At 63.3% G+C, this 22,052-nt stretch carries 41 protein-coding genes and 1 tRNA gene; 5 read left to right on the top strand and 37 right to left on the bottom strand.

Features of this window, described 5'->3' with window-relative positions:
- Window positions 1-5 precede the first annotated feature (5 nt).
- The 37 genes from DK926_RS18925 to DK926_RS18755 all read right to left on the bottom strand — a co-directional run bounded on the left by DK926_RS18925 (window position 6) and on the right by DK926_RS18755 (window position 18,933).
- Window positions 6-1,577: a hypothetical protein gene (locus DK926_RS18925; RefSeq protein WP_114331689.1), complete on the bottom strand. Its 1,572-nt coding sequence runs from the start codon at window positions 1,575-1,577 to the stop codon at window positions 6-8.
- Entirely contained in the window at window positions 1,567-1,908 is a 342-nt protein-coding gene (locus DK926_RS18920) for a hypothetical protein (RefSeq protein WP_114331688.1), read from the bottom strand. The genes DK926_RS18925 and DK926_RS18920 overlap by 11 nt, the downstream gene beginning before the upstream one ends.
- Window positions 1,909-3,497: 1,589 nt before the next feature.
- A tRNA-Ala gene (locus DK926_RS18910) sits at window positions 3,498-3,566 on the bottom strand.
- A 274-nt stretch (window positions 3,567-3,840) separates the two neighbouring features.
- Window positions 3,841-4,605 (bottom strand): hypothetical protein, encoded by a 765-nt coding sequence (locus tag DK926_RS18905; protein WP_125833419.1) that lies wholly within the window; start codon window positions 4,603-4,605, stop codon window positions 3,841-3,843.
- Window positions 4,602-4,883, bottom strand: a complete 282-nt coding sequence (locus DK926_RS18900) for a hypothetical protein (RefSeq protein ID WP_114331686.1) — start codon at window positions 4,881-4,883, stop codon at window positions 4,602-4,604. The genes DK926_RS18905 and DK926_RS18900 overlap by 4 nt, the downstream gene beginning before the upstream one ends.
- Window positions 4,880-5,053 carry a hypothetical protein gene (locus DK926_RS26705; protein WP_165839610.1) on the bottom strand — a complete coding sequence of 58 codons (174 nt, stop codon included), beginning with the start codon at window positions 5,051-5,053 and terminating at the stop codon, window positions 4,880-4,882. Before DK926_RS26705 ends, DK926_RS18900 begins: the two co-directional genes overlap by 4 nt.
- Complete coding sequence (locus DK926_RS18895) at window positions 5,050-5,283, bottom strand: hypothetical protein (RefSeq protein ID WP_125833418.1); 234 nt, start codon at window positions 5,281-5,283, stop codon at window positions 5,050-5,052. The genes DK926_RS26705 and DK926_RS18895 overlap by 4 nt, the downstream gene beginning before the upstream one ends.
- A gap of 8 nt (window positions 5,284-5,291) precedes the next feature.
- On the bottom strand, window positions 5,292-5,492 hold the full coding sequence (locus tag DK926_RS18890) for a hypothetical protein (RefSeq protein WP_114331684.1): 201 nt from the start codon (window positions 5,490-5,492) through the stop codon (window positions 5,292-5,294).
- The gene (locus tag DK926_RS18885) at window positions 5,489-5,794 is read right to left on the bottom strand and encodes a hypothetical protein (protein ID WP_114331683.1); all 306 of its coding nucleotides are present in this window, start codon (window positions 5,792-5,794) and stop codon (window positions 5,489-5,491) included. The genes DK926_RS18890 and DK926_RS18885 overlap by 4 nt, the downstream gene beginning before the upstream one ends.
- Window positions 5,791-6,210 carry a hypothetical protein gene (locus DK926_RS18880; RefSeq protein WP_114331682.1) on the bottom strand — a complete coding sequence of 140 codons (420 nt, stop codon included), beginning with the start codon at window positions 6,208-6,210 and terminating at the stop codon, window positions 5,791-5,793. Before DK926_RS18880 ends, DK926_RS18885 begins: the two co-directional genes overlap by 4 nt.
- On the bottom strand, window positions 6,207-7,229 hold the full coding sequence (locus DK926_RS18875) for a hypothetical protein (RefSeq protein WP_114331681.1): 1,023 nt from the start codon (window positions 7,227-7,229) through the stop codon (window positions 6,207-6,209). Before DK926_RS18875 ends, DK926_RS18880 begins: the two co-directional genes overlap by 4 nt.
- A complete protein-coding gene (locus DK926_RS26700; RefSeq protein ID WP_165839609.1) occupies window positions 7,219-7,371 on the bottom strand; it encodes a hypothetical protein in 153 nt (50 codons plus the stop codon). The genes DK926_RS18875 and DK926_RS26700 overlap by 11 nt, the downstream gene beginning before the upstream one ends.
- Before the next feature lie 357 nt (window positions 7,372-7,728).
- Window positions 7,729-8,001, bottom strand: coding sequence for a hypothetical protein (locus DK926_RS26475; RefSeq protein ID WP_125833417.1), 273 nt, complete (start codon window positions 7,999-8,001; stop codon window positions 7,729-7,731).
- Window positions 8,001-8,273 (bottom strand): hypothetical protein, encoded by a 273-nt coding sequence (locus DK926_RS18865; protein WP_114331679.1) that lies wholly within the window; start codon window positions 8,271-8,273, stop codon window positions 8,001-8,003. Before DK926_RS18865 ends, DK926_RS26475 begins: the two co-directional genes overlap by 1 nt.
- Window positions 8,274-8,477: 204 nt before the next feature.
- Entirely contained in the window at window positions 8,478-8,711 is a 234-nt protein-coding gene (locus DK926_RS18860; protein ID WP_114331678.1) for a hypothetical protein, read from the bottom strand.
- Window positions 8,711-9,034 (bottom strand): hypothetical protein, encoded by a 324-nt coding sequence (locus DK926_RS18855; RefSeq protein ID WP_114331677.1) that lies wholly within the window; start codon window positions 9,032-9,034, stop codon window positions 8,711-8,713. Before DK926_RS18855 ends, DK926_RS18860 begins: the two co-directional genes overlap by 1 nt.
- Window positions 9,031-9,459 carry a hypothetical protein gene (locus DK926_RS18850; RefSeq protein WP_114331676.1) on the bottom strand — a complete coding sequence of 143 codons (429 nt, stop codon included), beginning with the start codon at window positions 9,457-9,459 and terminating at the stop codon, window positions 9,031-9,033. The genes DK926_RS18855 and DK926_RS18850 overlap by 4 nt, the downstream gene beginning before the upstream one ends.
- Window positions 9,456-9,902: a hypothetical protein gene (locus DK926_RS18845; RefSeq protein WP_243636896.1), complete on the bottom strand. Its 447-nt coding sequence runs from the start codon at window positions 9,900-9,902 to the stop codon at window positions 9,456-9,458. The genes DK926_RS18850 and DK926_RS18845 overlap by 4 nt, the downstream gene beginning before the upstream one ends.
- Window positions 9,899-10,639, bottom strand: a complete 741-nt coding sequence (locus DK926_RS18840) for an alpha/beta fold hydrolase (protein WP_114331675.1) — start codon at window positions 10,637-10,639, stop codon at window positions 9,899-9,901. The genes DK926_RS18845 and DK926_RS18840 overlap by 4 nt, the downstream gene beginning before the upstream one ends.
- Window positions 10,640-11,327: 688 nt before the next feature.
- Window positions 11,328-11,579, bottom strand: a complete 252-nt coding sequence (locus DK926_RS18830; RefSeq protein ID WP_114331673.1) for a hypothetical protein — start codon at window positions 11,577-11,579, stop codon at window positions 11,328-11,330.
- Window positions 11,576-11,755 (bottom strand): hypothetical protein, encoded by a 180-nt coding sequence (locus DK926_RS18825; protein ID WP_114331672.1) that lies wholly within the window; start codon window positions 11,753-11,755, stop codon window positions 11,576-11,578. Before DK926_RS18825 ends, DK926_RS18830 begins: the two co-directional genes overlap by 4 nt.
- Window positions 11,752-12,099: an HIT domain-containing protein gene (locus tag DK926_RS18820; protein WP_114331671.1), complete on the bottom strand. Its 348-nt coding sequence runs from the start codon at window positions 12,097-12,099 to the stop codon at window positions 11,752-11,754. The genes DK926_RS18825 and DK926_RS18820 overlap by 4 nt, the downstream gene beginning before the upstream one ends.
- Complete coding sequence (locus DK926_RS18815) at window positions 12,096-12,434, bottom strand: hypothetical protein (RefSeq protein WP_114331670.1); 339 nt, start codon at window positions 12,432-12,434, stop codon at window positions 12,096-12,098. The genes DK926_RS18820 and DK926_RS18815 overlap by 4 nt, the downstream gene beginning before the upstream one ends.
- Window positions 12,431-13,300, bottom strand: coding sequence for a hypothetical protein (locus DK926_RS18810; RefSeq protein ID WP_114331669.1), 870 nt, complete (start codon window positions 13,298-13,300; stop codon window positions 12,431-12,433). Before DK926_RS18810 ends, DK926_RS18815 begins: the two co-directional genes overlap by 4 nt.
- On the bottom strand, window positions 13,297-14,187 hold the full coding sequence (locus tag DK926_RS18805; RefSeq protein WP_114331668.1) for a YqaJ viral recombinase family protein: 891 nt from the start codon (window positions 14,185-14,187) through the stop codon (window positions 13,297-13,299). The genes DK926_RS18810 and DK926_RS18805 overlap by 4 nt, the downstream gene beginning before the upstream one ends.
- Window positions 14,184-15,143, bottom strand: a complete 960-nt coding sequence (locus DK926_RS18800) for a DNA cytosine methyltransferase (protein ID WP_114331667.1) — start codon at window positions 15,141-15,143, stop codon at window positions 14,184-14,186. The genes DK926_RS18805 and DK926_RS18800 overlap by 4 nt, the downstream gene beginning before the upstream one ends.
- Window positions 15,140-15,310, bottom strand: a complete 171-nt coding sequence (locus tag DK926_RS26695) for a hypothetical protein (protein WP_165839608.1) — start codon at window positions 15,308-15,310, stop codon at window positions 15,140-15,142. Before DK926_RS26695 ends, DK926_RS18800 begins: the two co-directional genes overlap by 4 nt.
- The gene (locus tag DK926_RS18795) at window positions 15,307-15,798 is read right to left on the bottom strand and encodes a WhiB family transcriptional regulator (protein WP_114331666.1); all 492 of its coding nucleotides are present in this window, start codon (window positions 15,796-15,798) and stop codon (window positions 15,307-15,309) included. Before DK926_RS18795 ends, DK926_RS26695 begins: the two co-directional genes overlap by 4 nt.
- Window positions 15,799-15,913: 115 nt before the next feature.
- Window positions 15,914-16,120, bottom strand: a complete 207-nt coding sequence (locus tag DK926_RS18790) for a hypothetical protein (RefSeq protein ID WP_114331665.1) — start codon at window positions 16,118-16,120, stop codon at window positions 15,914-15,916.
- Window positions 16,117-16,278: a hypothetical protein gene (locus tag DK926_RS26690; protein ID WP_165839607.1), complete on the bottom strand. Its 162-nt coding sequence runs from the start codon at window positions 16,276-16,278 to the stop codon at window positions 16,117-16,119. Before DK926_RS26690 ends, DK926_RS18790 begins: the two co-directional genes overlap by 4 nt.
- Window positions 16,275-16,484, bottom strand: coding sequence for a hypothetical protein (locus DK926_RS18785; RefSeq protein WP_114331664.1), 210 nt, complete (start codon window positions 16,482-16,484; stop codon window positions 16,275-16,277). Before DK926_RS18785 ends, DK926_RS26690 begins: the two co-directional genes overlap by 4 nt.
- Window positions 16,481-16,759 carry a hypothetical protein gene (locus DK926_RS18780; RefSeq protein ID WP_114331663.1) on the bottom strand — a complete coding sequence of 93 codons (279 nt, stop codon included), beginning with the start codon at window positions 16,757-16,759 and terminating at the stop codon, window positions 16,481-16,483. The genes DK926_RS18785 and DK926_RS18780 overlap by 4 nt, the downstream gene beginning before the upstream one ends.
- A gap of 112 nt (window positions 16,760-16,871) precedes the next feature.
- The gene (locus DK926_RS18775; protein WP_114331662.1) at window positions 16,872-17,141 is read right to left on the bottom strand and encodes a hypothetical protein; all 270 of its coding nucleotides are present in this window, start codon (window positions 17,139-17,141) and stop codon (window positions 16,872-16,874) included.
- On the bottom strand, window positions 17,138-17,386 hold the full coding sequence (locus DK926_RS18770; protein WP_114331661.1) for a helix-turn-helix domain-containing protein: 249 nt from the start codon (window positions 17,384-17,386) through the stop codon (window positions 17,138-17,140). The genes DK926_RS18775 and DK926_RS18770 overlap by 4 nt, the downstream gene beginning before the upstream one ends.
- Window positions 17,383-18,114, bottom strand: a complete 732-nt coding sequence (locus DK926_RS18765; protein ID WP_125833416.1) for a phage antirepressor KilAC domain-containing protein — start codon at window positions 18,112-18,114, stop codon at window positions 17,383-17,385. Before DK926_RS18765 ends, DK926_RS18770 begins: the two co-directional genes overlap by 4 nt.
- Window positions 18,115-18,169: 55 nt before the next feature.
- Window positions 18,170-18,664 (bottom strand): GIY-YIG nuclease family protein, encoded by a 495-nt coding sequence (locus tag DK926_RS18760; protein ID WP_114331659.1) that lies wholly within the window; start codon window positions 18,662-18,664, stop codon window positions 18,170-18,172.
- Window positions 18,664-18,933: a helix-turn-helix domain-containing protein gene (locus DK926_RS18755; RefSeq protein WP_125833415.1), complete on the bottom strand. Its 270-nt coding sequence runs from the start codon at window positions 18,931-18,933 to the stop codon at window positions 18,664-18,666. Before DK926_RS18755 ends, DK926_RS18760 begins: the two co-directional genes overlap by 1 nt.
- A 284-nt stretch (window positions 18,934-19,217) precedes the next feature.
- Here DK926_RS18755 and DK926_RS18750 point away from each other — a divergent pair, with 284 nt between their 5' ends.
- The 5 genes from DK926_RS18750 (at window position 19,218) to DK926_RS18735 (ending at window position 21,894) form a co-directional block, all read left to right on the top strand.
- Entirely contained in the window at window positions 19,218-19,901 is a 684-nt protein-coding gene (locus DK926_RS18750) for a hypothetical protein (RefSeq protein WP_114331657.1), read from the top strand.
- 88 nt (window positions 19,902-19,989) lie between these two features.
- Window positions 19,990-20,421, top strand: coding sequence for a hypothetical protein (locus tag DK926_RS18745; protein WP_114331656.1), 432 nt, complete (start codon window positions 19,990-19,992; stop codon window positions 20,419-20,421).
- On the top strand, window positions 20,421-20,570 hold the full coding sequence (locus DK926_RS26685; protein WP_165839606.1) for a hypothetical protein: 150 nt from the start codon (window positions 20,421-20,423) through the stop codon (window positions 20,568-20,570). The genes DK926_RS18745 and DK926_RS26685 overlap by 1 nt, the downstream gene beginning before the upstream one ends.
- A complete protein-coding gene (locus tag DK926_RS18740; protein ID WP_114331655.1) occupies window positions 20,567-20,794 on the top strand; it encodes a DUF3263 domain-containing protein in 228 nt (75 codons plus the stop codon). The genes DK926_RS26685 and DK926_RS18740 overlap by 4 nt, the downstream gene beginning before the upstream one ends.
- Window positions 20,791-21,894, top strand: a complete 1,104-nt coding sequence (locus DK926_RS18735; RefSeq protein ID WP_114331654.1) for a site-specific integrase — start codon at window positions 20,791-20,793, stop codon at window positions 21,892-21,894. Before DK926_RS18740 ends, DK926_RS18735 begins: the two co-directional genes overlap by 4 nt.
- Window positions 21,895-22,052: the final 158 nt, after the last annotated feature.

Raw genomic sequence — 22,052 nt, 5'->3', positions numbered from 1 at the left:
GCCTTTCAGAATCCGACTGCGAGGGCATCGAAGTCATTGGGGTTCGTGTGCCACGCCCCGCCGCCGAAACGGTTGTCGGGTTGCGCTTCTCGGTCCCACGCGGGTGCTACCGGCGGTCCGGACCAGCGTGATTCGAATGTCAGGAGCGCCCATCTGGCGTGCGTAATGGCATTGAGTGGTGCGATCTGCGCCTCGCCGCGTTTCGACCAGACCCAATCGCCCCCGGGCAGTTCCCGCTTGACCGCGCCCTCGGCGGACGCGTTGAGCGCGGGCTGATCGGCGAGCGAGAGCACCCCCGACTCGATGTCGTCGAGCATTCCTGTGCATGCAACCGCGATCTGACCGGTATTCGACTTCGACAGCTCGATATCGGTACCAGGCGCGGCCAGTAGCGGTTCAAGGACGGTCGACGGCGATTTTCCGTCGGTTCCGGTGGCGCAGGGGTCCCAAATCCCGACGAGATTCGCCAGATTCGAGACCATTCCAGCCTGTGTCGACGGCCGAAAGTAGCCGACTTCGACGTGGATTCGGCCCTCGGTTGTCCGCTGCGCTGCGGCGATGCACCACAGCGCGCGATCCATCGTCCTGTCGACGCCGATCGCCTTTGGGCCTACGAATTCGGGCTTCTCGTAGACCTTCAGGCCGTTCCAGTCGTCCTCGTTGATGACCGACCACTGCGGTGCGGCATCGGCAACGGGCCAATCGCCGCGGCCGAGTGCCTCGACGCCGAATCCCTTGCGTCCGGCCGGCGTCGACAGACCGCGCATGATCTTGCGGATCTTGCCTGCCGTCTGCACCACGCCGTATGACGGGTTGGCGTACTTCCACGTCTCCTCGGAGTCGTGCGGCATGCCCTCGGGCGCCATGTACTCGGCGAAGTACAGGTCCGGCTCGCGACTCAGGCCTCGGATTCGCACCGCGGCCAGCACCGCGCCGTTCGGATGCTCGTCCTTGTTCACCGCACTCGACGCGTAGATCGTCTGCGGGTTGTCGGCGGCCATCTGCGTGAACGACATGGCCGAGATCTCACCGTCGGTGAGGTTGTATGCCTCGTCGTAGATGATGAGATCGACCTTGGTCAGACCTCGACCGGTGTCGTTCGAGCGGGTGCCGAACGAGATCGACGCTCCGTTCGGTTCACCTGCGCCGCCGTTGATCTCGATGACGCCTTCACCCTGCGAGCACGTTGCACGGGTGACGCGCTTGCTCAGCCAGGACCGCGACTTGATGATCGACATCAGCCGTTTCCAGCCGTCGCGCGCCGTCTTCCAGCGCTGCGCCGTGTAGAGGATAGTCTCGCCAAGCTTGAACAGCCCGTATAGGCAGCGGAGAATAAGGATCTCCGACTTGCCGTTCTGGCGCGGGATGATCAGGCAGCAATCCGAGTGCGTCCATCGTCCAGCTGGCGTCGTCGAGAGGATGGCGTTCTGAGCGCGCTTCTGCCACGGCATCGAGATCGCGCCGGCCCGTCGAGCAAGCTCGATCGCCTTGCCTGCATGCGTCAGATCGCCGGGGAAAATGGATTCTTCGTGCGGTTCCTGCCGCCCTTCGAGGGTGGGGAACTCCTCACAGATCATCGAGGCCGTCCTCTTCGGCCTTCGGCGGTTCACCGCCGTCGCCTTGCTGTTTGCGGATCTCGGAGATGAGCTGGCGTAGCACCGAGGCCTGTTGTCGCGCTTCGGCGGCCGCGTTGTTGATGCGCAGCTCGTAGTCCTGGGTGCGCAGGTCGTGTACGAGAACTGCCCACGTGTCGACGTCGCCGCGTAGGACCAGATCGAGCTTGTCGAGTCGATCCTTGACTCTCGCCGCCTCAATCGTCAGTGACGTGATGTCGTACGAGTCCGTGGGGCGGTGCAGCGCGTCGTAGAGGGCGCGACCGGGGTAGTCGAGGGCGTCGATTTCGTCCATCGCAGCGACACCCCCCTGCTAGCTCGAACGGTTACGCCCGCAGCGAAATACGACGCTTCGCGAACTGAAGACCGGCGAGAATGGCCCGATGGATCAGACGACGCTCTACGAGCGAAATGGCAGGCCCGTCGCATACATCGTCGACGATGGGGCGATCTACAGCTGGTCAGGAACTCCCCAGTGTTATCTCGTCGACGATCGCGTCTACGGATGGAACGGATCGCATCTCGGCTGGTTTGTACGCGGCATCATCTTCGATCTTCGCGGGCATCGAGTTGGGTTCAATCGTCAAGCTTGCCCGACGACTGTTCACACCTCACCGACCAAGAGCACGAGAAGCACTCGCCCGACCAAGAGCACCAGGAGCACCCCCTCGACACGTCCGACGCTGTCCACAGCGAGCTCGGATTTCAGCCTTGAGGACTTCCTTCGGCGCGGTCGCTGACTAGCTCGACCCCTACTTCGCTGGGGCGATTGAGGCCGGCCGTAAAAAAAGGGATGGGGACTGCGGCGGTCCCGAAGCACCCCCCACCCTGAAGAAAAAGCGAGGGGGTGTCAGTCGAGCTCTGGCCAGTCGAACCAGGTCGTTCCGATGTCCATGTCGTCGCCCAATTGTTCAGGCTTCTGCGTTGGACTCAGGCCCGGCGTCGCGCCCCATTCCCACGGCGGGATACCGGTGACGGCGGGTCGTTCGTCGTCGCGCGAGCCGTCTTGGCGCTGTGAGTTGCAGCGCAGGTGAAGGAGTCTGTCAGCCTTGCCGCCGTCGGCGGCCCGTTCATCCGAGTGGTCAGCCGCTAGCGGTGACTTGTCCCAGTTCGATTCGGGATTTCGAAAGAGGTCCAGCTCGCACCAATAGCAGGGCGTGCCATCAACGAGGTCACGCAGTAGAGCGTCTCGGGCCTTGACGTGCGCGTACCCATACCCGCGCTCATGTCTCGATTGGGCAGGTCCAGCCATAAGTGCGCTTACGTCTCGCGCTGCAGAAAGATGGCAGGACGCAGATGGTCACGCTCACCGTTGCCGCGAGCGCGGTTGCATCGCATGTGTAGAAGACGATCCGCAATGATCCCACCGTGCGCACGCGGCACGCTGTGATCCGCTTCTAGGCTGCGGCCATCCCAATTGTCGCTAGCGCTGGCGTGAAGCTCTTGTCCGCACCACCAGCATGGCTCACCTTCTGCGAGCGCTTCTATTAGGCGCTCACGTTGAAGTTGATGCTGCCAACCCAGCCCTCTCTCCCTCGTGTTCGAGGACGTCACATCGGGCGGGGTTGTCAGCTGCGCCCGTCTACTCGCGTCACGCTTCGCCTTGCGCTCCCCTGTTCCAGGGTTGCGTTCGTGATAGCGCTTGAGCGTGTACGCGGATTGGCAGGGCTTGCATCGAGCGAAATGGCGCTGGAATCGTCGATTGAAGTAGAACTCGGCGAGAGGCTTCCGTTCGCCGCATGCCGAGCATTGCTTGGTCGCGATCGATACGGTTGCTGTCTGCATGCCAACTCCGTTCGTTTATCGGCGTAACACGGTGAGCCGCACGATCAATCGGGTCAGGTTGTAGATCAACCAATCGATCATGCTCACCCCTAAGCGTTGTCGGGCATACAGGACTCGAACCTGCAATAACGGGCGCGACCCGCCGTCCTACCGTTGGACGAGAACCCGTGTGTGCGTTGGTTCCGACGTTGCAGTTGCACGTGTGCAGTGACGGTTACGTCGGCAGTCCAGTCGCACCCCTGGATGATCTGGTCTCGGTTCAGCGCAGCGCGACGTGCCCGTTGGCGCGGGCCATGGTGTCTTGCTTTGCTGGCAGAAAGCGACAAAAGATCCAGCGTTCACGCTGAACCGAGAAGATTGGGATTTGCGCTGTGGGATATCGTCACCACTCGCGCCAGCGCAAGCGTACCAGTCCACTAGGCACTTAAGCGCGTATCCCCTGCTAAGCGCTGATCTTCAATCTCGACTTCCGTGACGGGTACTTCTCGTGCGCATCGAACACCTCGCCCACGATGTAGAGCGTCGGATAGTCCGGCCTCCACGGTCCAGGCGCGGGCGTGAGTATGCCTGCCGCGAGGAGCGTCTCGAACCGCTTCTTGTTCAGCCCCTCCACTGCTCCGCCGAGTTCCTTTGCGAGTGAGACGATTCCGGCCGCATTGAGCCTGGTCTTGCGCGCTCGCTGCAGCTTCTCGTCGGTGATGAACGCGAACCGCTCACGAGGCGGCCGATCAGTGCACGCGAACGCCTGCGTGTACGCATCCTTGATCTCGTGCGGCGCTTCCTCACACCCCTCGGTCATCGCGAGGCTAATCAGGTGTGCGTCGAGCCATTTCGCCAGACATGCGGGCGTGTCGACGTTGTAACCCGGTGGCACGCGCCGCTCGTTCGGCCGTAGTGGTCCGATGAACTCGCCGTGCCGATGCGTGTAGCCCACGGGCAGGAACGTCATCTGGCGATACTCGAGCACGTGCCGCACCCACGTCGTGAGCACGTTGTGCAGAATCCACATCGCTTCGGCGCCGGCCTCGTCGAACGGCAGCGGGTAGACCTTCTCGCGCGGTGATCCTCCCCCGCCCTGACGTGAGCCGAGACGGTCCTGCCTCGTCGCCGTGATCTCGATATCGATCGCGAGATCGGGGATCTTGCGCAGGGTTTCGCTCATCGCGGTGAGTACGAACCGCGGAATCAGCAGGTGGTCGTCGGTCACCAGAACCACCACCATGGTCGAGCGGTCTTGGACTCGGCCTTGCGGCGGTCGACAATCGGATCGCCCCAGGCTTCGAGGTCGACACGATCCGCCACCGGGCCTGGCCACCAGAGACCTCCGGACTCCGGGAGCGAGATGACGCCGCTCGCAGGGTTGACCTGAAGGTCGGCACCTGTGGGCATCAGGATGGCGGACGAGTTACGGGCTACCGCGGCCCACTGTCGCTCGACGCGCTGCTTGCCGATGCGCCTCACAGCGCGTTCGTTCACGGTGCTCACAGTGCATCTCCCAACGCTTTGAATGTGGCAATGATGTTCTCGCCGGTGACTTTCAGCGCCTCGTCGAGTTCGTCCGCGCAGTTCCCGAGTGCGCACTGGTATCCCGCGTCGGGCTCACCCTCCGCGCGAGCGCGCCACTTCGCAGGCAACTGCCCGATGGTTTCGTTCATGATTCGTCCTTTCGCGCGGACATCCGCCCGTCGCGCTCGGCAAGTTCAGGCGTCCCCTCCAGCTCGCTCTTGCGTGCGTCAATCCGCGCCTGGGCCTCGGCGATCACGCGGTCGCACTCCAGGTCTCGCGCTTCGTCGAAGGCCTTCGCGATGAGGTCGACGTATTCGGCGACCGAGTGCGTCTTCCATCCGGGCGGAGGTGCGGGCGGGCCGGGGATCTCGACGCTCACAGTGCGGCTCACTTGGCACCTGCCAGCGCGTACGCCGCCTGGATGTCAGGCATGTTGTCGCGGAACAGGAGTCCGACGCGCTCGAACATCGGCCCGTATGTCCTCGCCAGATCGTGACCCATTCTCTCGATGAGGAAGCCGAGCGACGGCTGCCAGAGCCCGAGAGATTCACGCTGTTCGCGGTAGGTCATTTCGCTCCAGGTCTTCATGCGATCCCCTGCCTGGTCGGTTGGTTCTTGCGTCGTTTCGGCCGCCGCGATCTGGCGGGGTCGTTGGCCCACATCGGCGGTGTCGTCGACGGTTTCGGCAGTGCACGCTGCTGCGTCGTCTGCGGTTCGGGCTCGTCGGTGGAATGCGCGAACGGCAGGCCGCGTAGCGCCTTCTCCTCGCCGACGATCAGTGGTCCATCGGTCACGTGATACGTCCCGTGGCCATTGAGTAACCACTGACCCAGCGGGCTATCGACCGGAACGATGAACTGACTCTCGTTGTCGATCGGATTCTCGTTCACGCGGGTAGCTCCTTCGGCTCGTCGAGAACGGTGATTTCGAGCCACATGCGCGCGTGACCTTTGCGGTGCTGGTGGATGATCGGCTCGGGCTTGGACATGAACTGCGGGGTGTCGTCGGGTACGAGTCCGTATCCGGTTCGGTGTGTCGTGTCGGCTGCGAGTCCGTCGCAGATCGGTTTGAGGGTCGCGACGAGATTGTCGGTGTCGCGGCGTGCGTTCGTTCCGGGCCGATAGTGGAGCTGTACGACCGCGTGGCCCGCGTTTCGGGGCAACTTGACACTCCGGGCTAGGACGTAGACATCTGAGCGAATCTGAGCGATCTGAGCGGCTTTTGCTCGTGCGGCTTGGACGGATGCGCCTCGGTCGTTCATCGACAGCGGCGGGGTCGTCCACGGGAGCTCGATCGTGAAGATCATTCGCCGCTCGCTTTCGCCAGTGCTGCGCGTGCCCGTTCGATGCCGGCCCGGTTGGTTTCAGCTTGGTGTGGGTTGTGATCGCACGGGGTCATGCCGACGTAACCGCTCTCGTCGCAGAGGTCGCATTCGGCGATCGCGATGAGCCGGAGTTCCATGCGCTCCCGCGTTTCCCGGGATTGCGCGAGCTGGGTGGTGCGAAGCTTGTCCGCCATGAATTCGGCGTGTGCGGCCCTCGCCGCGCCGCATGGTCGGCATGGGTCGGTTGTTCCGGCTGGGTGTTTCTCGCAGAATTTCGATGGGGGGATCTCTTGGCGCGACGCCTCGCGCAAGCAACCTTCCGGATTTACGTAAGCCCCCTCTTTAAAACTTCGTTTTTCGAGGGAAGAGCTTTCAACTGCAACGGCAACTACAACTGTGTCTTCCGGTAAGTCTTTCGCTAAGACTTCCGGGAAGACTTCCATTTCCCCAGGTCGCGCAAAGACTTCCGGTAACCCTTTCGGGAAGTCTTCGGCGAAGGGTTCCGGGAAGTCTTTCCCGACCCCTTTGACCAGCGAGTTCAGACGCGATTCGGCGAACGAATGAGCGTCGTCGAGCTTCTTTTGCTGCAACGGCTTGGCGCTCGTCGGCATGTCGACCCGGTCGAGCTCCTCGGAAAGCACGCTCGCGAGCTTCCTGGACTCGACCAAACCGGCCGATCTGAGGGCTGAAATCATCATGTTCGGCTGCTTCCAAACCTCGTCGTTTCGGATGAATGTGCGGATCAATTGCTCCTCGGATTCGCTGTCGGTGAAGACGTAGCGTTTGCGTTCGAGACGGACCAGCGCGGCCTTGATCTCGAGCTCGGTCGCCGGCGCGCACGCCTTCTTCAACCGCTTCATCGACAGCGGTGTGAGACCCGCATAGTTGACCGATGGCAGACCCAGTAGGGCAACGTAAACCATCTTGTCGAGCAATGGCTGTGCGCAGAAGTCGTCGTCCTGGAACATCACGAACCAGAGCTTCCCGAATTCACGTGCCATGTACTCCTCCTTCCAAACTCCTGCGCTCGGCGCTCCCGAGCGGATACTGCTGCGCGCGAACGACGTCGGGTTCGCGTAGTGCGCGGGCGAGGCCGACGACCGCGAATGCGATCGCCAGGCCCGCGAGGACATAGAGGGTCACGTCGGATCGGCTTTCGGTGTGAGGGTGTATGCCGCCGACACCACAGAAGCCAGGTGGACAACGAACTCGTCGTGGCCGTGCAGGTGTGCATTGGCGGTCGAACTCCACTTGCGGCATGAGCAGTAGTGGCGCTCGGGTCCTTCGACCCAGATTGAGACGGAGCACATTCGGTGTTCTCGCAGTAGTGCGGTGAGGTCGGTTTCCACGCTCACACACCACCCTCGGGTTCGGCCGGCCAGAAGTTGCCGCACTTGCAGTCAGGCGACCACGCGTCGTCCACCATGTCAGTGCACGGTCCGTGGTTGAAGCAGTGCATGAACATCTCGTGACCGCATGAGCAGAGTGCATTGATGTCGCTCATGTCGTCACCTCCCCAGTAGCAGAATTACTGGACGTCATATCGACAGATTTGAACTGCGAGATTTCGGTCCAATGCCCTGGAAGGGGGTCGACCGAATGCGGCACATTCTCTGCAAAATATAAACCGTCGAGTTGCAACACACACAACGCCACTTTGTCAGTAATGGCAGACGCAGTGATGTCCGAGTTTCCAACGATGATTGCTGCTAGCGGCAGTGCGCAGACGCCCTCGATTGGAATGAAGTGGACGATGGTTCCAACTGGCAGCATCAGCTCTCCTCCCCAGCAGCAGGCACAGCAGCGAGAGCGGAGATGCGGACGGGTCCGAATCGGCGCACCAGTTCATCCCAGCGGTAGTAGACCTTTCCGCCGAACAGGTAGCCCTTCCACTCATTGCTGTTGCGTGTGCGGCCGAACGTGAGCGCCACGCCGCTGTCGTACTCGTCGATGTCGTCGAACTCGATCGACTCAACGGCGATGACGTTGTCTGCTGGTTCGGGTGCGCCCATGTCGAGGACGGTCCCGATTGCGTTGTCAGTCATTGGTGTTCTCCTGTGCGGAAACAGGCGCGGGATCCGGGTAGTGGGTGGCGTGGAAGTCGCACTGCGAGTCGGTGACTGACGTCCACCGGTCCTCGTCGAAATGTGTGCCGCACCCGCAGATGTGCTTTTGCGCCGCAGGTGCGCCCATTACGAATCCGCACATGCACGGCGCGGTAGTCGAACAGTTCGGGCACCTTGCAGCCATCACTCACCGTCCTTGGTTGGGATGTCGTATTCGTCGAGCGTGGGCGCAAACAGCTTGTCGTAGACGCGTTTGTCGATGCCGCGCGTCGGGGTGGACTGTGTGATGACACAGTCGCAGTCGCGGTGCGAGCACGTGTACGGACCGTGCACCGTCACGGCGTCGTGGTTCAGAAAGTGCCGTGACGCGAGATGCTCGCACGCCGTGCACAGGTAGGCGTACTTATTGCGGGCCATCACTCACCGTCCTGCACGGAAGGGGCGGGGAGGGGAAGCTTGTCCTCCTCGTCCGGCCAGAACCGTTCGGGCGGTTCGCCGTTGACCCAGAACTCATCGATTTCGACTTCGTGCCGGGTGTTCCATTCGTCGGCGATGTCCGCCAGCGACAGGAAGTACACGCCGTCGACTCGTTCGCCGACGTGCTTCCGGTAGAACCGTTCGACGTTGGACTCTTCGAGGACGTCGACGCCGTGCGCTTTCATCACGTCGAGCTGCGCGTCCGTGACCTCGATGCTCGACTCGAACGGGATCGCTCCCGATACGTCCAGTGAGTAACTCACGATTCCTCCTGCGCGGTAGGCGAAGCAGCAGCGGCGGCAGACAACATCGCGGCGGCGTAGGAGCGGGCTTCGTCGACGGTGTACTCGTTGCCGCCGAAGTCCCAGATACGGCCCGGTTCGGTGGTGAGGTGGAATCCATCGGATCGTGTGCCCGCGAGCCACACCTGACCGCAGTCAGGATCGGGCGTGGGTTCGACGCTGGGCACGATGGGGTGTCCGGCGTCCCGCAACCGAGACACCCCGGCGCGTGCGAGCTTCGTCCACCACTCGCGGTCTTCCTCGCCGGAATGCCACTCGTCGAGATCGGTACTGCACGAGTCACTGCACGGCGGTTCGTCGCAGCACGGCGGGTTGTCGAAGCATCCGTCGTCAGCCGCGTCCGCGAGACCACGGGCCACCTCCGCGATGATCTCGACTTCGGTCATGACGCAGCCCCTCTCGTCGGATCGATGAACTCCCACTCGACGTAGTCCTCGTTAAACGAAGCCGTCACCGGTCCCCACATTCCTGGCTTGTATTCGCCTTCGTGTTCGTCCAGGCAGTCGTGGCTCGGGCATACGCAGTCGTTGTCGAACCATGCCTGCATCCAGCACTCGTCGTGCGCGACGAATGGATGCCCATACTCGGCTTCGTGATCGTTGTCCCATGCCTCGCAGTCACAGTCTGGATACTGGTGGCATCTCGAGATCCGGTCGCCTGTGCAGAAGAACTCGATCCCGCTCTCGGTGATGCGAACGTGATGGTCATGCTCGCGACCGCTATGCCGTCCTTCGTGGCCCGCAGGGTATGCGCAGGGCACATCCTTGTGAACCCACGGGCACGGTCGGTGCTCCGCGATGATGGCTTCGGGTGACACATCAGCGGTCATGCCAGACCCCCAACCAGTTGCGCGAGTCGCGCTGTGTAGGTGATGTTTTCGCCGGCCATGTTTTCGACGGCGTAGCGGATGTGGCGTTGCCGGTACAGGTAATTACCGGTCCAGTCGAGGGCGCCCGACCAGGTGCGCCAGTTCTCGATCGACCACCAGCGCTGCCACTGCCGCCGTGCTGCACGGTCGGCGAGTTCCTGCATCCAGCGCGCCTGATCCGGACCCCAGTATTCGGTGAGGTCGGCGAACGTGCGGAGCGGATTTCCTGCTGGGAGTTCCGAGATCGGGTCGCCTGGCGCCGAGAACTGCCACACCGGGAATTTGGCGGTTCCGATCCAGCGATTTCCGGTGATGCCGTAGCCGCCGCGGTCCTGGCCGACGATCTGGCCGCCATGGCGAGCGGGGTCGGCGATCAGGCCGCAGCCGAGGACGAGCAGGCGCGGGTGGCGGCCGCCAGCGATCTCAGCAGCGACATCCCCAGCAAGTTTCGCCCCGGCCGAGAAGCCCAGCAGGACGACAGGGTTCGGGTCTTGGTCGATCATCGACAGGAGCATGTTTCGGCCCGACGCCTGCGAGATTCCGAACGCCTCGTTGCCGCCGACTTGGCCGTACGAAGCCGAGTAGTCGAGTTCGCGGACACGGAACTTGCTCGGGTCCAGGCGCTTGACGACGTCGGTGAGCATGTTCTGGCCCACCTTTTCCGAAATGCCTCTGCAAGTAATGACGGTCACGGTCATGCTTTTCCCGCCTTCGCAGTCTGTGTTCTATTCCGGGCGCAATGCCGACAGGCTCGATGCGGCCGCCCGGCGTGGTAGTAAATTCTCGTGTTCGCCGCACTGAACTCGTGGCCATGAATGCAATGCGTTTTCTTGGCGTTCATGGCGCTAAAGCTCTCTCCTCGCAGGATGTTCTCCATAGGGGTTACTGGCTCGAGATGGTCAGGATTGACGCATTTCCGATTTCGGCAGAGATGATCCAGTTGGAGGTCATCGGGTATCGGGCCAACGTGTCTGAGGTAGGAATACCTATGCGCCAAAACACTTTTGCCGCTTGATCGAAACTTCCCGTAGCCACCGCCACTGCTGGACCGCGTGAGCACTCCGGTCCATTCCCAGCATCCACCCGAGGCCAAGCGGTCGACATAGCGATCGAAGCGATCGGTTTCGGAAATTTCGTCTCGATGTAGCTGGCCCGCGTTAGGGTCGCCACTGCACTTCCATCGCCGCCAGTGAACGTGGCACCATCCACGCGCCCGGGTCGGTCGGTCGCAGGTATCAACTGAGCAGATCGCCGAGAGATGCCTCGGAATCTTTCGGACGATGTTTGGACTGCCGGTTCGGACGTATCTCATGTAGTGCTTCTGGCACCAACCCTTGGTCCGCTTCGGTCTGCCGCAATCTGCGACCGAGCAGGTGATGACGGTGATCATGAGCCACTCCCCTTCGTCATGACCTGGACGGTGTCACCTGGACGAAACTTGATGTACTTCGACGATCTGCCGTCAGTGGACCGTCCGTAGATGTCGATGTACAGGCCGAGCTCGTCTGTGCCGACGAAGGTTCCGGTGAACGTCGTCCGCTCACCGCGCACCACCATCACGCGGCCACGGTGCAGACTGATGACGAGATCCTCGGCGCGCACCGACTCCCACTCGGGTTCGAACAGGGTGTCGCTCATGCGCCTCTCCCGTCCGCGACGAGGTATGCGAGGGCTTCGATCTTGTCGGGCCGGTAACGGTAGCCGAGCTCGAGAATCGGATCAGCGGCGTCAGGCGCGGATGCGACATCGATCAGTGCGCGTTTCGTGCCCGCGCACGGCATGCAGTTCTTCTGCGAGTACAGGGTGACTTTCATGGCAGGCTCACTTTCGGGGTCCATGGCAGCGCCAGTCCGTCGTCCGGCCGCCTCGGTACGTAGTGCACGTGGATGTGCGGGATGGTCTGTGTGGCACTGCTGCCCGACGATGTGATGATGTTGAAATCGTCGTCGCGATGGCGCGCGTAGCTGTGTGCGTAACTCACCGCAGCACGGATCTCCTCAGTGCCGAGCGACGTCCGATGCTCGCAGTGCTCAGTCGGCACGAACAGCATGTGCCCCGGCGTCACCGGGTTCAGCGGCTCGAATCGCACGACGAACTGGTTGTAGGACTCCTCGTAGTCATAGGCGTCGATCCGCTTGCAGAACGGGCAGTTGGTCATGCGACTGCCTCGATTCCCAGCGTGCCCAGCACGAACCGTGCGATGTATTCCTCGTGGTCGACGGGCGATGGCGCGGCCCGGTAGCCGTCACGGATCGCGCCGGCGAGCTTGCTGACGCTGATGGCGGGGGCGTTGCGCGGCGCCATTGCGGCGGTCATCGCAGTCAGAGCTGTCGCGATGTCCTGCCCCACGAGGGCGAGCGCGTGGGTGGCGTCGCGTTGCGCAAGAGCAGCTTCGACCATGGCATGCGTGCCACTGGCGCGGTCATACAGCGCCTCCGATGCGAGGGTGGCGCGCTTCTCGGACAGGACGAGCTGGTCGTCGACGAGGCTCATGCTGGCTCACCGCCGTTGCCTGGCTCGTTCACCTTGGCGAGCTCGTCGACGACCTTCGCGGCTTCGTCGCGGGTGAGATCCTGCGTCGAAGCGATCTCGCGGCCGACGACGTCGGTCAGGTAGGCGAGGCCCTCTTCCTTGCTCTGGAATGACGCGTGGATCGTCGCGAGCTGGTCCTTCGTCGCCATCTCGACGGACGCGTGGCCGGAGACATCCGGGACGTCGTCGGTGTTGATACCGAGGGCGTCGCCGAGGCCGGATGTGCCCGTTCGGATTCGCTCGGACTTCACCTTCACCGGCGGCCGCACGTCACGGTCGACCTCGTCGATGAGACCGAGCAGTGCGCCCGGGGTGAGAAGGTCGGCGAGTTCGGACTGGCACTTCGCGCGGAGCATCTGCTGCGGATTGGTCTGGTACTTCTGATTGCTCGTGTACTTCGCCTTCTGTGCGCGCTCGATCGTCCACGTCACCGACTGCACCTGGTCGTCGCCGGGTTTCGTGCCCGCCCACGTCACCGACGCATCGGAGGCTTCGACCTCGTACATGGTCGCGCCGCGCGACATGGCGACGGCATACTTGGCGCGGGCATACATGCCGACCTTGCCGTGGATCACGAACAGCGCTTCGAGCGAGGCGTCGGGGTCGAAGCCGAGCATCGCGCCGCGGAGGATCGCGACGGTCGCGTCCTTCGGCTTGCCGCGGAAGATATCCGGGCACATGCCCGTCGAGGTGACGAACTCGGCATACTCGAACGCTTCGGCCTTGGCGCGGGTGTGCTCGTGGAGCTTGGACAGTCCGGCCGCGCGCGAGATCTCGAGCGACTTGGCCTCGTCGTCGACGATGGTGGCGATTTCGTTGCTGGTCATGCTGCTTGTACTCCTTTGAGTGTTGCGAGGTCGAGTTTGGTGTTGGCGTAGAGGGCGACTGAGTCGCCGCGTGTGGGCCGGCGGTCGGCGATCTTTTCGCCGTTGCAGGTGGCGTATTGGGCGTCGCCCATGGCGTCGAGGAGCCGGGACTTGAGGCCGGTCATCGTCTTCGTGGCCTGCTTGAGTTCCTGGTTCCAGCCGAGGTACTGCAGCGCGAGATCGGCGTCGATTTCGACTGTGCTGCCGTCGATGTCGGGATGCAGTTGCTTCACGGTCTCGTACGTCGCGACGGTGTCGTCGAGGTCCGGTTCGATACCGTCGACGAGCGATCGATGCCAGGCGTGCGCCTTTTCGACGACGACATCCGCGATGCGCGAGTCGTATTCGATCGTGTAGATGCGCGGCATCCCGTACTGCGGCCACAGCACGATGTCGGCGGGGACGTGCCAGCCGGTGATGAACTGCTGCCAGATCACCTGCGCGACATAGTCGGCCGGGGCGTTGCCCGATCCGTCGTCGCCCCACTCCTCGAGACTGCGAGCGGTCTTTACTTCGACGATGCGGCGAGCGCGACCCCGGGAGCCGCGTCGGTCGATCGTTGCCGCGTTCGGAAACGGCAGTTCGTCGCGGGTGAATTGCACCTCGCCGCGTGAGACTCGCCAGCCGGGGTTCCGGTATTTCCAAAACTCGGCGGCAGCCAGCTCGACCGCGTGCCCGTAGTCGTAGTTCTCCTGCTTCGCCTCCGAGACGTGCTCGACGACGTTGCCGGCCATCTGATGCCACAGCGCGTACTGTGACGTCCACCGCGAGATCCCGAGAATGCCCGGGATCTTCGACGCCGTGATCGTGCGCGTCCACTCTGGCGAACCTGGTTCGAGTTTGGTCATGCTGCGACTTCCTGCTGAGTGATGTGCGCGGCCACGCGTTCGCCGAGCCAGCGCGCGACGTTGACGGGGACCGCGTTGCCGATCTGCTTCTTGACGTCGGACGGCCCGCCCGCGAACTGGTATGAGTCCGGGAATCCCTGAGCTCGTGCGCATTCGCGGTTGGTGAGCATGCGGAACCGTGGACCCTCCTCGGTGAGCGTCGCGATGCCGTGATGATTGCCACCGGCGGTGATCGTTGCGAGCGGATGCCGGTCGGCGCGGCGCGCTTTCGCGTTCCGTCGGTACGTCACCAGATGCGTGACACCGCGGCCTTCGATCTGCTCGATCTGCGGCGTGACGTACAGCCGCCGCGTGACTGGCTTGCCGAGATTGCTGTCGAGGATCGAATCAGCATGCACGCGAGCGATCGTCGGCATGCGCAGGTCGACGTCGCCGCCGCGCGAGAACACGATGAACAGCCGCTCGCGGTGCTGCGGCAGTCCGAAGTCGACCGCATTCAGCGAGAGTGCCTGCGCCTGGTAGCCGAGCTGCTCCATGCCCTGTAGCCACCACGGGTACAGCGACCACGCGGCGAACTCGTGCACGTTCTCGACGATGACCGCCTCGTAGCCGTGCACCTCCGTGGCCGCAATGACAGCGAACGCCGTCGCCCGATCGATCGCCCCGGCATCGGCCCGCTGCCGTTCGATCTCGGCGGATGGTCGTTTCCGTCCGCCCGATCGGGCGTGCCAGACGCACGACGGCGAGATCCATGCGATGTCCGTGCGAGGGAACGACCGGAAGTCGGTCTCGGATAGGTTCGCGACGCGATGCTCAGTGTCGGGGTGATTCGCCTGGTGGGTATCTACCGCGGTCTGCCAGTGATTCGCGCAGATGCGGACGTCGTATCCTGCCTGCGCGAGACCTTCCGACGAGCCGCCCGCGCCGGCGAACAGATCGGTTGCGGTGAGCGTCATACCGCTACCCGATTCCGGGCACGCTTGGCGACGGTCCGCTCGATGCGTTCCTGCCGCGCCCACTCGACGTCCCACTCGGCCAGCGACTTCGGGCGTTGCCGGTGCCGGCTGTCGTACTGCTCTTCGCTGGTGTCGTGGTGGACGTGTTCGTCGATGCGGCGCGTCATGCCGACACCGCCTTGATGAACGTGCCCGCCTCGTTGCCGGTGGCGCGGGCCTTGTAGCAGGTGTCGCAGTAATCGTCGGACCGATGCTTCACAGTGCCGGGATGATGCTCGGCGGAAGTGTTGCGCTGACGCATCTGTCGGCGGCACTTGACGCACGGCCTCGGCCAGTTCGTGTCAGTACGACGCGTGCTCGGCTCGTACGGCACCCCGGCGATGGCGTGAATGTCGCGCAGTGCGCCGTCACGAGATCGACTGTTGTACGGCAGGAAACGGCCAGCCCAGACGCCGACGATGTGAAAGTCCTTGTTCGCTTCGACCGCACTCTTGGCGCATCCGATGATGGCGTGGAGGGGGCAGCCTCCGCAGACGCGTTTCGCGTAGGCCGCGTCGTGTCCGGCGGAGTGGCCTTCCGGGAAGAACGCTTCGGCGTCGGTTTGGCGGCAGGCCGCGTCGTCGAGCCACGCTGGGGCTGGTGGGAGTTCGATCATGGTGTGATTCCTAGCTTTTCGTCGATCCAGCGCTCGTAGGCGCGGTCGGTTTCGTCTGTGTCGTCCCAAGTTCGGACGGGGTCGGTCAGTCCGTCGGCGTGGTCGAAGTGCGGCATCACATCACCGCCCAGATCAGGCCGCCGATGAAGCCGATGAGCGCGAGCGTCGTGACGGCGCTCCATGCTGCGGCGGCGATGGGGTTGCCGTCGTCGGCGTAATGGACATCGGTGTCGGCTTCGTCGGGCCAGTCGTTCGACACGACGAGGGTGAGGTGACGCGGTTCGACGATGCGTCCGCGGTCGACGGTGAGGTGACCGTTCATGGCTGCACCTCGATCTCGTCGGCGAACACGAACACGGTCTCGCCGGTGGACAGCGAGCACTCGAACTCGCCGCCGAACATCGACTCCCGTGGCCCCGTCATCCGGCTCAGCTCGACGACGGACGGTGCACCCGGCAGGCTGGGAATGGTTGCGATCACCAGTCCACCCCCTGCGCGCGGACCTGCTCAAGCTCGTCAGCGATGGCCCCGTACTTCGTCTCGTAGTCACGGGCAACCTGGATCGCTTCGTCCACACCGGGAGCGGACACGTTGATGAACGTGTCGTGCCCTGTTCGACCCTTGACGTCCGCGCGGATCATCTGGTTGCCGCCGGTGCGGATCTTGGTGATGAGAATGTCGCTCATTCGCTTCTCGTTTCGTTTGGGGCGCCGAGCAGTGGCGATGCACTACTCGGCGCCGTGGACCCCGCGCCAGCACGCGATGTGCGTGTGTCAGCGGGGTGGCTTCGGATGGGCTGCAGGTCGTCGTCGTGATAGGGGCCCGACTCCTGGTGGTCGCCGTCCCACTTGACGAACCAGCCCCAGAACTCGTGCGGACGCGTCACCGTGCCGCGAGTCCACGGCCAGCGACGTACACGAACGCCGGGCGCGAGATCGGTGGCGACGTCGATGGCGGTCACAGCCACCACCTCGCCAACTCGCCGAGACCGATGAACAGCCCGATCGCCGCGACAAACAGGACAGCCGAGATCGCAAGGGACAGCAGGATTGCGGAGGGGAGGTTGAGCTGCTTCATCGCAGCACCGTCAGCTTCCCGCAGTACCGCGCAACCAGCCGAGACGTGTACGGCTTCAAGCTGCCCGCACCCATCCAGCTCCCGGCCGGCAACGTCGGCCACTCGGCGGGGTCCGGCTTGATGAACACACCCGGCTCGTCGACGGCGTCACACGAGACGACCGCGCGGACAGGGAGCGAGTCGAGCGCAGCCTCGATCTCCTCGAACGACATCTTGTCGGGATCGAGAGTGCGCACAGGAGTTGGGTCGAGATCGATGGTGGTCATGCGGTCCTCCTGAGTCGGCGCGGTTCCGGCGTGACTCGCTTCAACTTCGTGGCGGTCCGCTCGGGGCTGGCCCCCCGCATCCATGAATCGAGATCGTCGCGGTGAATCCGCCACGTCCCCTGCGGGCGCTTGCGCTGCGTACCGACAAGTTCGCCGGTGTGGAGTGCGTGGTACATCTGGCGCTTCCCGCAACGGGCATAGGCGCGAGCCTCGTCGACGGTGAGCCAAGGGGATTCGACACTCATGCGTTCACCTCGGCAGCCGCGAGCTTCTTGCGGAGAAAGTCGAGCCCAGACGGGCGAACCTTCGTCGTGAACGTCGGCACAGTCTCGCCCGCTCGATTGAGGCGGGTGCCCATCTTGATGTCGAAGTGATGGATGTAGCGCCGGTACGGAAGGTTGTTGCCCTGCAGGATGCCTGCACGTCTGCACTCCCGGAACAGGATGTTCTGGCCATAGCCGAGAACTGCTGCGGCGGCCTGCATCGAGTAGTAGCCGTCGGAGTCGAGGAACTCGTCATACGCCTCCGCCTTCGGCTCGAGCTCGGCGATGCGGTCGTCCTTCGCAGCGAGCAGCTCTTGCGCCGCCATCAGTCCGCGCGCCATCTGCTCGGCAGGCGTGAGCGCCGGTGTCGCGGTCTCGGCCTCGCGCGTCTTGATCGCGAAGTACGACTGAGCCGCTGCGATCTCCGGCTTGCGCGGATCGCCATTCATCGCGACGAGGTAGCAGGCAAACCGAGTCATCCGGTAGTCGAATCGTGGTCGGCCGCCGGACTTTTCCGTGACGCCACGAAAAAGATCGTTGAAGCGGTGCCCCTGGTTCTCTGCTGTCAATCGGGCGCGGTCGATTGCAGACTCGAAGTTCTCCCATCGGTCGTAACCGAGGTGGGCCATCAGGTCGCGCGCCGACCAAGTGCCGTCCGAGCGCTGCAGCGCGTCGAACGTCGACTCCATTGGTAGAGTCAGGTCAGACATTTGATCTCCAATCTGTGTCGTGAGCCGTCACCTGTTGCCTCAGGTGGCGGCTTTCTCAGTTGATGAGCGCCAAGTCGCCGTATGGGAGGTACGGCTGATAGCGCTCGGGAACTCCATTTGTTGGGTGGTTGTCCGAGTTCCATAGATTCGGAAAACGCCCGTTGGCCTCGTCCTCGGCCTTGTCGCAGATTGCGGAATAGTCGTCGAATTCCATTTCCCACGGCCGTTTCCCTGACATCAACTCGCGTCGCCGTTGCTCAACCCATGCCCTTTTGCGGGCAAGCCGCTGTCCGCGTTCTGGCGTCCACCCATAGCGAGGACTCTCGGACGCGATCGCCGCCTTCTCAACGGCCCTGGCCGTTCGATAACAGAGCGGTCCGACCGTCTTGAGCCGATGCGTTTGAACAACCCAGTGCAAGTTCGCGAATCGATGCTGCTGCCAGCGAGCTTTGAGGTTCTGAGTGCAGCCGATGTAGAGCAACCGACCCTCTGCGTCGAAAGCCCGATAGACGAAGTGGTTCCGTACGGAGTCGTCGCGGATGACAGCCATCAAGCCGGCACCTTGCGACGAGCGGCGGAGTGCCGCTCATTGTTTGAAATTTCGGGCACGAAAAAGACGTCGAGTGGCACGTCCAACGCCTCGCAGATGAGCTCTGCCGTTCGCGGCTTGTTGACCGCCTGTGTGCGCCCGCTGAGCAGATTGTCGATCGTGCCGGGTGCGCATTCGGCGTACTTCGCCAGACGTCGATTGGAGAAATCCTTGCGGATCATCCGATCGAGCAACGCGTCACGTGCGACGAGCTTCATTCGCATTCCCACTGGCCACCTCCTTCGTTTGATTCGACGGCGCTGTGTCGTTGTGACCTGCATATCCTCACCCCTCGTTAGGCGTTCTGTCAAGCATGACGCGGTGAATCATTACCCATTGCTAGGCAACACGTCAAGCCCTATCTTGCTGTCGCGGCGCTGGTGTGGGCATATGCCGGAAAATTCTCTGATCAGTAGTTAGGCGTAACCGCTACGCGCAACTGGTCATCTGGGTTACGCACTGCCTAAGATCGCCAGGTGGACAGATCATCCAGCGACAAGCGACGGTTGCTCCCGTGATCGAAGAACGAACCCTGAGCGAGCTGATCGCGGACCGGAAGGGCACCCGCTCCTACGAGCGGCTGTCTCAGGACTGCGGCGGCACGCCGACGGCGAAGCGTCTTCACCAGCTCGCAACCAAGCAGCAGCGCAACTTCCCTGACCCGCCCACGATCCGTGGACTGGCGCTGGGATTGGGCGTCTCTGTGACCGACGTCGTGATGGCGGCTGCCCGTGCACTCGGGCTGTCTGTTGGGGTCGGCAACGACCCTCACGCTTTGACCCTCCCCTTGGCCGGCGACCTTCCAGCCTCGGCCCGAGAGTCCATCGAAAGCGTCAGCCGCGAGCTAGTGGCGATGTATACCCGCTCCCAGGCGTCGTTCGAGATCGCAGCAATCGCCGACCGGCATTTCGCTGACACGAAGGATGATCATGATGACGAAGAGCAGGAACCGCGGACGGAAGCGGGCAGCACGGAGCAGCGCGGCCCAGGCGGCGGCGCGGAAGTCCGCAAACCCCCCATGAAGCTCGTCAAGCCCACAGACGGGACTGACGAGAATCAAGGCGACTGGCCTGACGGGATGCCGCCGTTCGACCCGCGCAAAGCACTGGCGGCTTCGCGATTCCCCGACAGCGAGGCGAGCCTCTATCCGGAGCCGCCCCGCCCCGAGGACGAGTCGCAAGATCCCGACGACCAGTAGGTCGATTGAATGAATCCTGCGTGCTGCATCGCAGGTCAAGAAACTACAGCCGTGTAGTTTGTCGGACCCCTCCCACAGACTCTTCGGCATGACTCGATGGCATCCGTGGCGAACGCTGAGGGACACACATCCCGACGTGTCGGTGACCTGTCGGTACTACCTTCCGGGCGACCTGAAAGGCGTCTGGACGGATGACGGGATATACCTCCATCGAGGCCTTGACCAGGCCGGCCGTAGGTCGGTCCTGACCCACGAGCTGGTGCACCGCGAGCGCGGCACCGAGTGCAACCCGCACGACCGCTTCTCAGCGGAGGAACGGATCGTCGACGAGATCGCGTCGCGACGACTGATCCCCATCGAGGCGCTACTCGACGCGCTGATCTGGACGCGTTTAGACGTCGGCCAGGAGACCGCGGGCGAGCTGTGGTGCGACGTCCACATGGTCATCGCACGCATCCAAGGTCTGACGGCCGACGAGCGCCGCTACATCGACGACGAACTGAAACGGAGGCAGCCCTGATGTGGACTGAATGGACGGACCCAAAGACCTGCCAGGTGCTCGAGGTGTGGGCATGCAGGCCGGGCCCGACGCAGAATCAGATTCTCGACGAGAAATGGGAGCGCGAGATCCACGCCGCCGACCCCGAGGGAAGTGAGTGGGGCGCATGAACGATCAGCAGCGCGCGATCCTCGACTTCGAGAAGCGCTTCTACGCAACGCAATCCGGCAAAGAGAATGACATCCGCGAGCAATTCGGCATGTCGGCGGTACGCTACTACCAAATCCTCACCGCTCTCCTCGACGAGGCGGACGCACTCGCAGCGGAACCGGTGCTCGTGAAGCGCCTGCGTCGCATTCGCGACAGTCGAGCGAAACTACGAAGGGCCGGATGATGGCGACAGTCAAGCCGTACGACACGGCGAAGGGCACCAGGTATCGCGTCCGGTACCGCACGCCCGAAGGTCGGCAGACGGACAAGCGCGGTTTCGTTACGAAGGCGGCCGCCGAGACGTTCGCGAACATCGTCGAGGTCGACAAACTCGAAGGCCGCTACGTCGCGCCAGCAGCCGGACTCATCACGGTGGGCCAACTTGCCGAGGAATGGTTCGCCAGCAAGATCGACGTGAAGCCGTCGTCGCTGGAGCGATACCGGCAGACGCTCGAGCAACAGGTCATCCCCCGCTGGGATCACGTCAACGTCGCCAAGGTGACTGCGCCTGCGCTGCAGGCGTGGATCAACGAACTCTCTCGGGACCGGGCGCCATCGACGGTAAAGAAGGCGCATCACGCGATGTCGATGATCCTCGACGTCGCAGTACGGGATCGGCGGATACCGGCGAATCCGGCGGTTGGCCTGAATTTGCCGAGAACCCGGCACGACGAGCCGACCTTCCTCACGCGAGAGCAACTGTTCGGACTGGCCGAGAAGTCCGGTCCCGGCGAGCTGGTCGTTCTCACGCTCGGGTTCACGGGCCTGCGCTGGGGCGAGATGGCGGCGATGAAGGTTCGCCGTTGGGACGCGGGCCGACGCCGGTTGACGGTCGCCGAGTCGGTGACGGAGATCAACGGCAACCTCACGTGGGGCACACCGAAGACGCACGCCTCGCGGACAGTTCCGGTGCCGACGTGGCTCGCCGAGCGCATCACCGCCAGCATCGAGGGCAAGGGGCCCGACGATCTGCTGTTCTCGACGAAGTCGGGTGGAGTGCTGCGGAACAAGAACGCCCGACGTGATTGGTTCGACCGGGCCGTCGTCGATGCCAAGCTGCCACGGATCACGCCTCACGATCTTCGGCACACTGCGGCGTCGATAGCGATCTCGGTGGGCGCGAACGTGAAAGCCGTCCAACGGATGCTCGGACACGCGTCGGCGGCGATGACGCTCGATCTCTATGCGGGCTTGTTCGAGGATGATCTGAATGACGTCGCGGACAGGATCGAAGGGCCGCAGTCGGCGGACGTCGTGCCGCTGCGCGTGGTCAAGGACGCCTGATTTCCTGCCCACTTTTTGCCCACTCTGCACGGAATTATCGGGGTCAGCGCGGAATCGGAGGGATCGGAAATCGCCAGCTAGCAGCGCATTTCAGCGCTTGACCTGCACCCTGGTTCGATCTCATAATCCATTGGTCGCGGGTTCGAGCCCCGCCCGCC

The sequence above is a fragment of the Rhodococcus sp. Eu-32 genome (assembly GCF_003336925.1).
GTDB lineage: Bacteria > Actinomycetota > Actinomycetes > Mycobacteriales > Mycobacteriaceae > Rhodococcoides > Rhodococcoides kyotonensis_B.
This window is presented reverse-complemented; position numbering and strand designations above follow the sequence as displayed.

Excerpts from the sequence above, each read along its gene's own strand:
- DK926_RS18865 (WP_114331679.1), bottom strand. The coding sequence starts at position 8,273 with ATGACTGACAACGCAATCGGGACCGTCCTCGACATGGGCGCACCCGAA.
- DK926_RS18770 (WP_114331661.1), bottom strand. The coding sequence starts at position 17,386 with ATGAGTGTCGAATCCCCTTGGCTCACCGTCGACGAGGCTCGCGCCTAT.
- DK926_RS18920 (WP_114331688.1), bottom strand. The coding sequence starts at position 1,908 with ATGGACGAAATCGACGCCCTCGACTACCCCGGTCGCGCCCTCTACGAC.
- DK926_RS18860 (WP_114331678.1), bottom strand. The coding sequence starts at position 8,711 with ATGGCCCGCAATAAGTACGCCTACCTGTGCACGGCGTGCGAGCATCTC.
- DK926_RS18815 (WP_114331670.1), bottom strand. The coding sequence starts at position 12,434 with ATGAGCCTCGTCGACGACCAGCTCGTCCTGTCCGAGAAGCGCGCCACC.
- DK926_RS18795 (WP_114331666.1), bottom strand. The coding sequence starts at position 15,798 with ATGATCGAACTCCCACCAGCCCCAGCGTGGCTCGACGACGCGGCCTGC.
- DK926_RS18830 (WP_114331673.1), bottom strand. The coding sequence starts at position 11,579 with ATGAGCGACACCCTGTTCGAACCCGAGTGGGAGTCGGTGCGCGCCGAG.
- DK926_RS18765 (WP_125833416.1), bottom strand. The coding sequence starts at position 18,114 with ATGTCTGACCTGACTCTACCAATGGAGTCGACGTTCGACGCGCTGCAG.
- DK926_RS18775 (WP_114331662.1), bottom strand. The coding sequence starts at position 17,141 with ATGACCACCATCGATCTCGACCCAACTCCTGTGCGCACTCTCGATCCC.
- DK926_RS18825 (WP_114331672.1), bottom strand. The coding sequence starts at position 11,755 with ATGAAAGTCACCCTGTACTCGCAGAAGAACTGCATGCCGTGCGCGGGC.
- DK926_RS18790 (WP_114331665.1), bottom strand. The coding sequence starts at position 16,120 with ATGAACGGTCACCTCACCGTCGACCGCGGACGCATCGTCGAACCGCGT.
- DK926_RS18890 (WP_114331684.1), bottom strand. The coding sequence starts at position 5,492 with ATGAAGACCTGGAGCGAAATGACCTACCGCGAACAGCGTGAATCTCTC.
- DK926_RS18805 (WP_114331668.1), bottom strand. The coding sequence starts at position 14,187 with ATGACCAAACTCGAACCAGGTTCGCCAGAGTGGACGCGCACGATCACG.
- DK926_RS18925 (WP_114331689.1), bottom strand. The coding sequence starts at position 1,577 with ATGATCTGTGAGGAGTTCCCCACCCTCGAAGGGCGGCAGGAACCGCAC.
- DK926_RS26705 (WP_165839610.1), bottom strand. The coding sequence starts at position 5,053 with ATGAACGAAACCATCGGGCAGTTGCCTGCGAAGTGGCGCGCTCGCGCG.
- DK926_RS18850 (WP_114331676.1), bottom strand. The coding sequence starts at position 9,459 with ATGACCGAAGTCGAGATCATCGCGGAGGTGGCCCGTGGTCTCGCGGAC.
- DK926_RS18740 (WP_114331655.1), top strand. The coding sequence starts at position 20,567 with ATGAACGATCAGCAGCGCGCGATCCTCGACTTCGAGAAGCGCTTCTAC.
- DK926_RS26685 (WP_165839606.1), top strand. The coding sequence starts at position 20,421 with ATGTGGACTGAATGGACGGACCCAAAGACCTGCCAGGTGCTCGAGGTG.
- DK926_RS18810 (WP_114331669.1), bottom strand. The coding sequence starts at position 13,300 with ATGACCAGCAACGAAATCGCCACCATCGTCGACGACGAGGCCAAGTCG.
- DK926_RS26695 (WP_165839608.1), bottom strand. The coding sequence starts at position 15,310 with ATGACGCGCCGCATCGACGAACACGTCCACCACGACACCAGCGAAGAG.
- DK926_RS26475 (WP_125833417.1), bottom strand. The coding sequence starts at position 8,001 with ATGCTGCCAGTTGGAACCATCGTCCACTTCATTCCAATCGAGGGCGTC.
- DK926_RS18840 (WP_114331675.1), bottom strand. The coding sequence starts at position 10,639 with ATGACCGTGACCGTCATTACTTGCAGAGGCATTTCGGAAAAGGTGGGC.
- DK926_RS18875 (WP_114331681.1), bottom strand. The coding sequence starts at position 7,229 with ATGGCACGTGAATTCGGGAAGCTCTGGTTCGTGATGTTCCAGGACGAC.
- DK926_RS18735 (WP_114331654.1), top strand. The coding sequence starts at position 20,791 with ATGATGGCGACAGTCAAGCCGTACGACACGGCGAAGGGCACCAGGTAT.
- DK926_RS18880 (WP_114331682.1), bottom strand. The coding sequence starts at position 6,210 with ATGATCTTCACGATCGAGCTCCCGTGGACGACCCCGCCGCTGTCGATG.
- DK926_RS18745 (WP_114331656.1), top strand. The coding sequence starts at position 19,990 with ATGACTCGATGGCATCCGTGGCGAACGCTGAGGGACACACATCCCGAC.
- DK926_RS18800 (WP_114331667.1), bottom strand. The coding sequence starts at position 15,143 with ATGACGCTCACCGCAACCGATCTGTTCGCCGGCGCGGGCGGCTCGTCG.
- DK926_RS18785 (WP_114331664.1), bottom strand. The coding sequence starts at position 16,484 with ATGAGCGACATTCTCATCACCAAGATCCGCACCGGCGGCAACCAGATG.
- DK926_RS18760 (WP_114331659.1), bottom strand. The coding sequence starts at position 18,664 with ATGGCTGTCATCCGCGACGACTCCGTACGGAACCACTTCGTCTATCGG.
- DK926_RS18820 (WP_114331671.1), bottom strand. The coding sequence starts at position 12,099 with ATGACCAACTGCCCGTTCTGCAAGCGGATCGACGCCTATGACTACGAG.
- DK926_RS18845 (WP_243636896.1), bottom strand. The coding sequence starts at position 9,902 with ATGACCGCTGATGTGTCACCCGAAGCCATCATCGCGGAGCACCGACCG.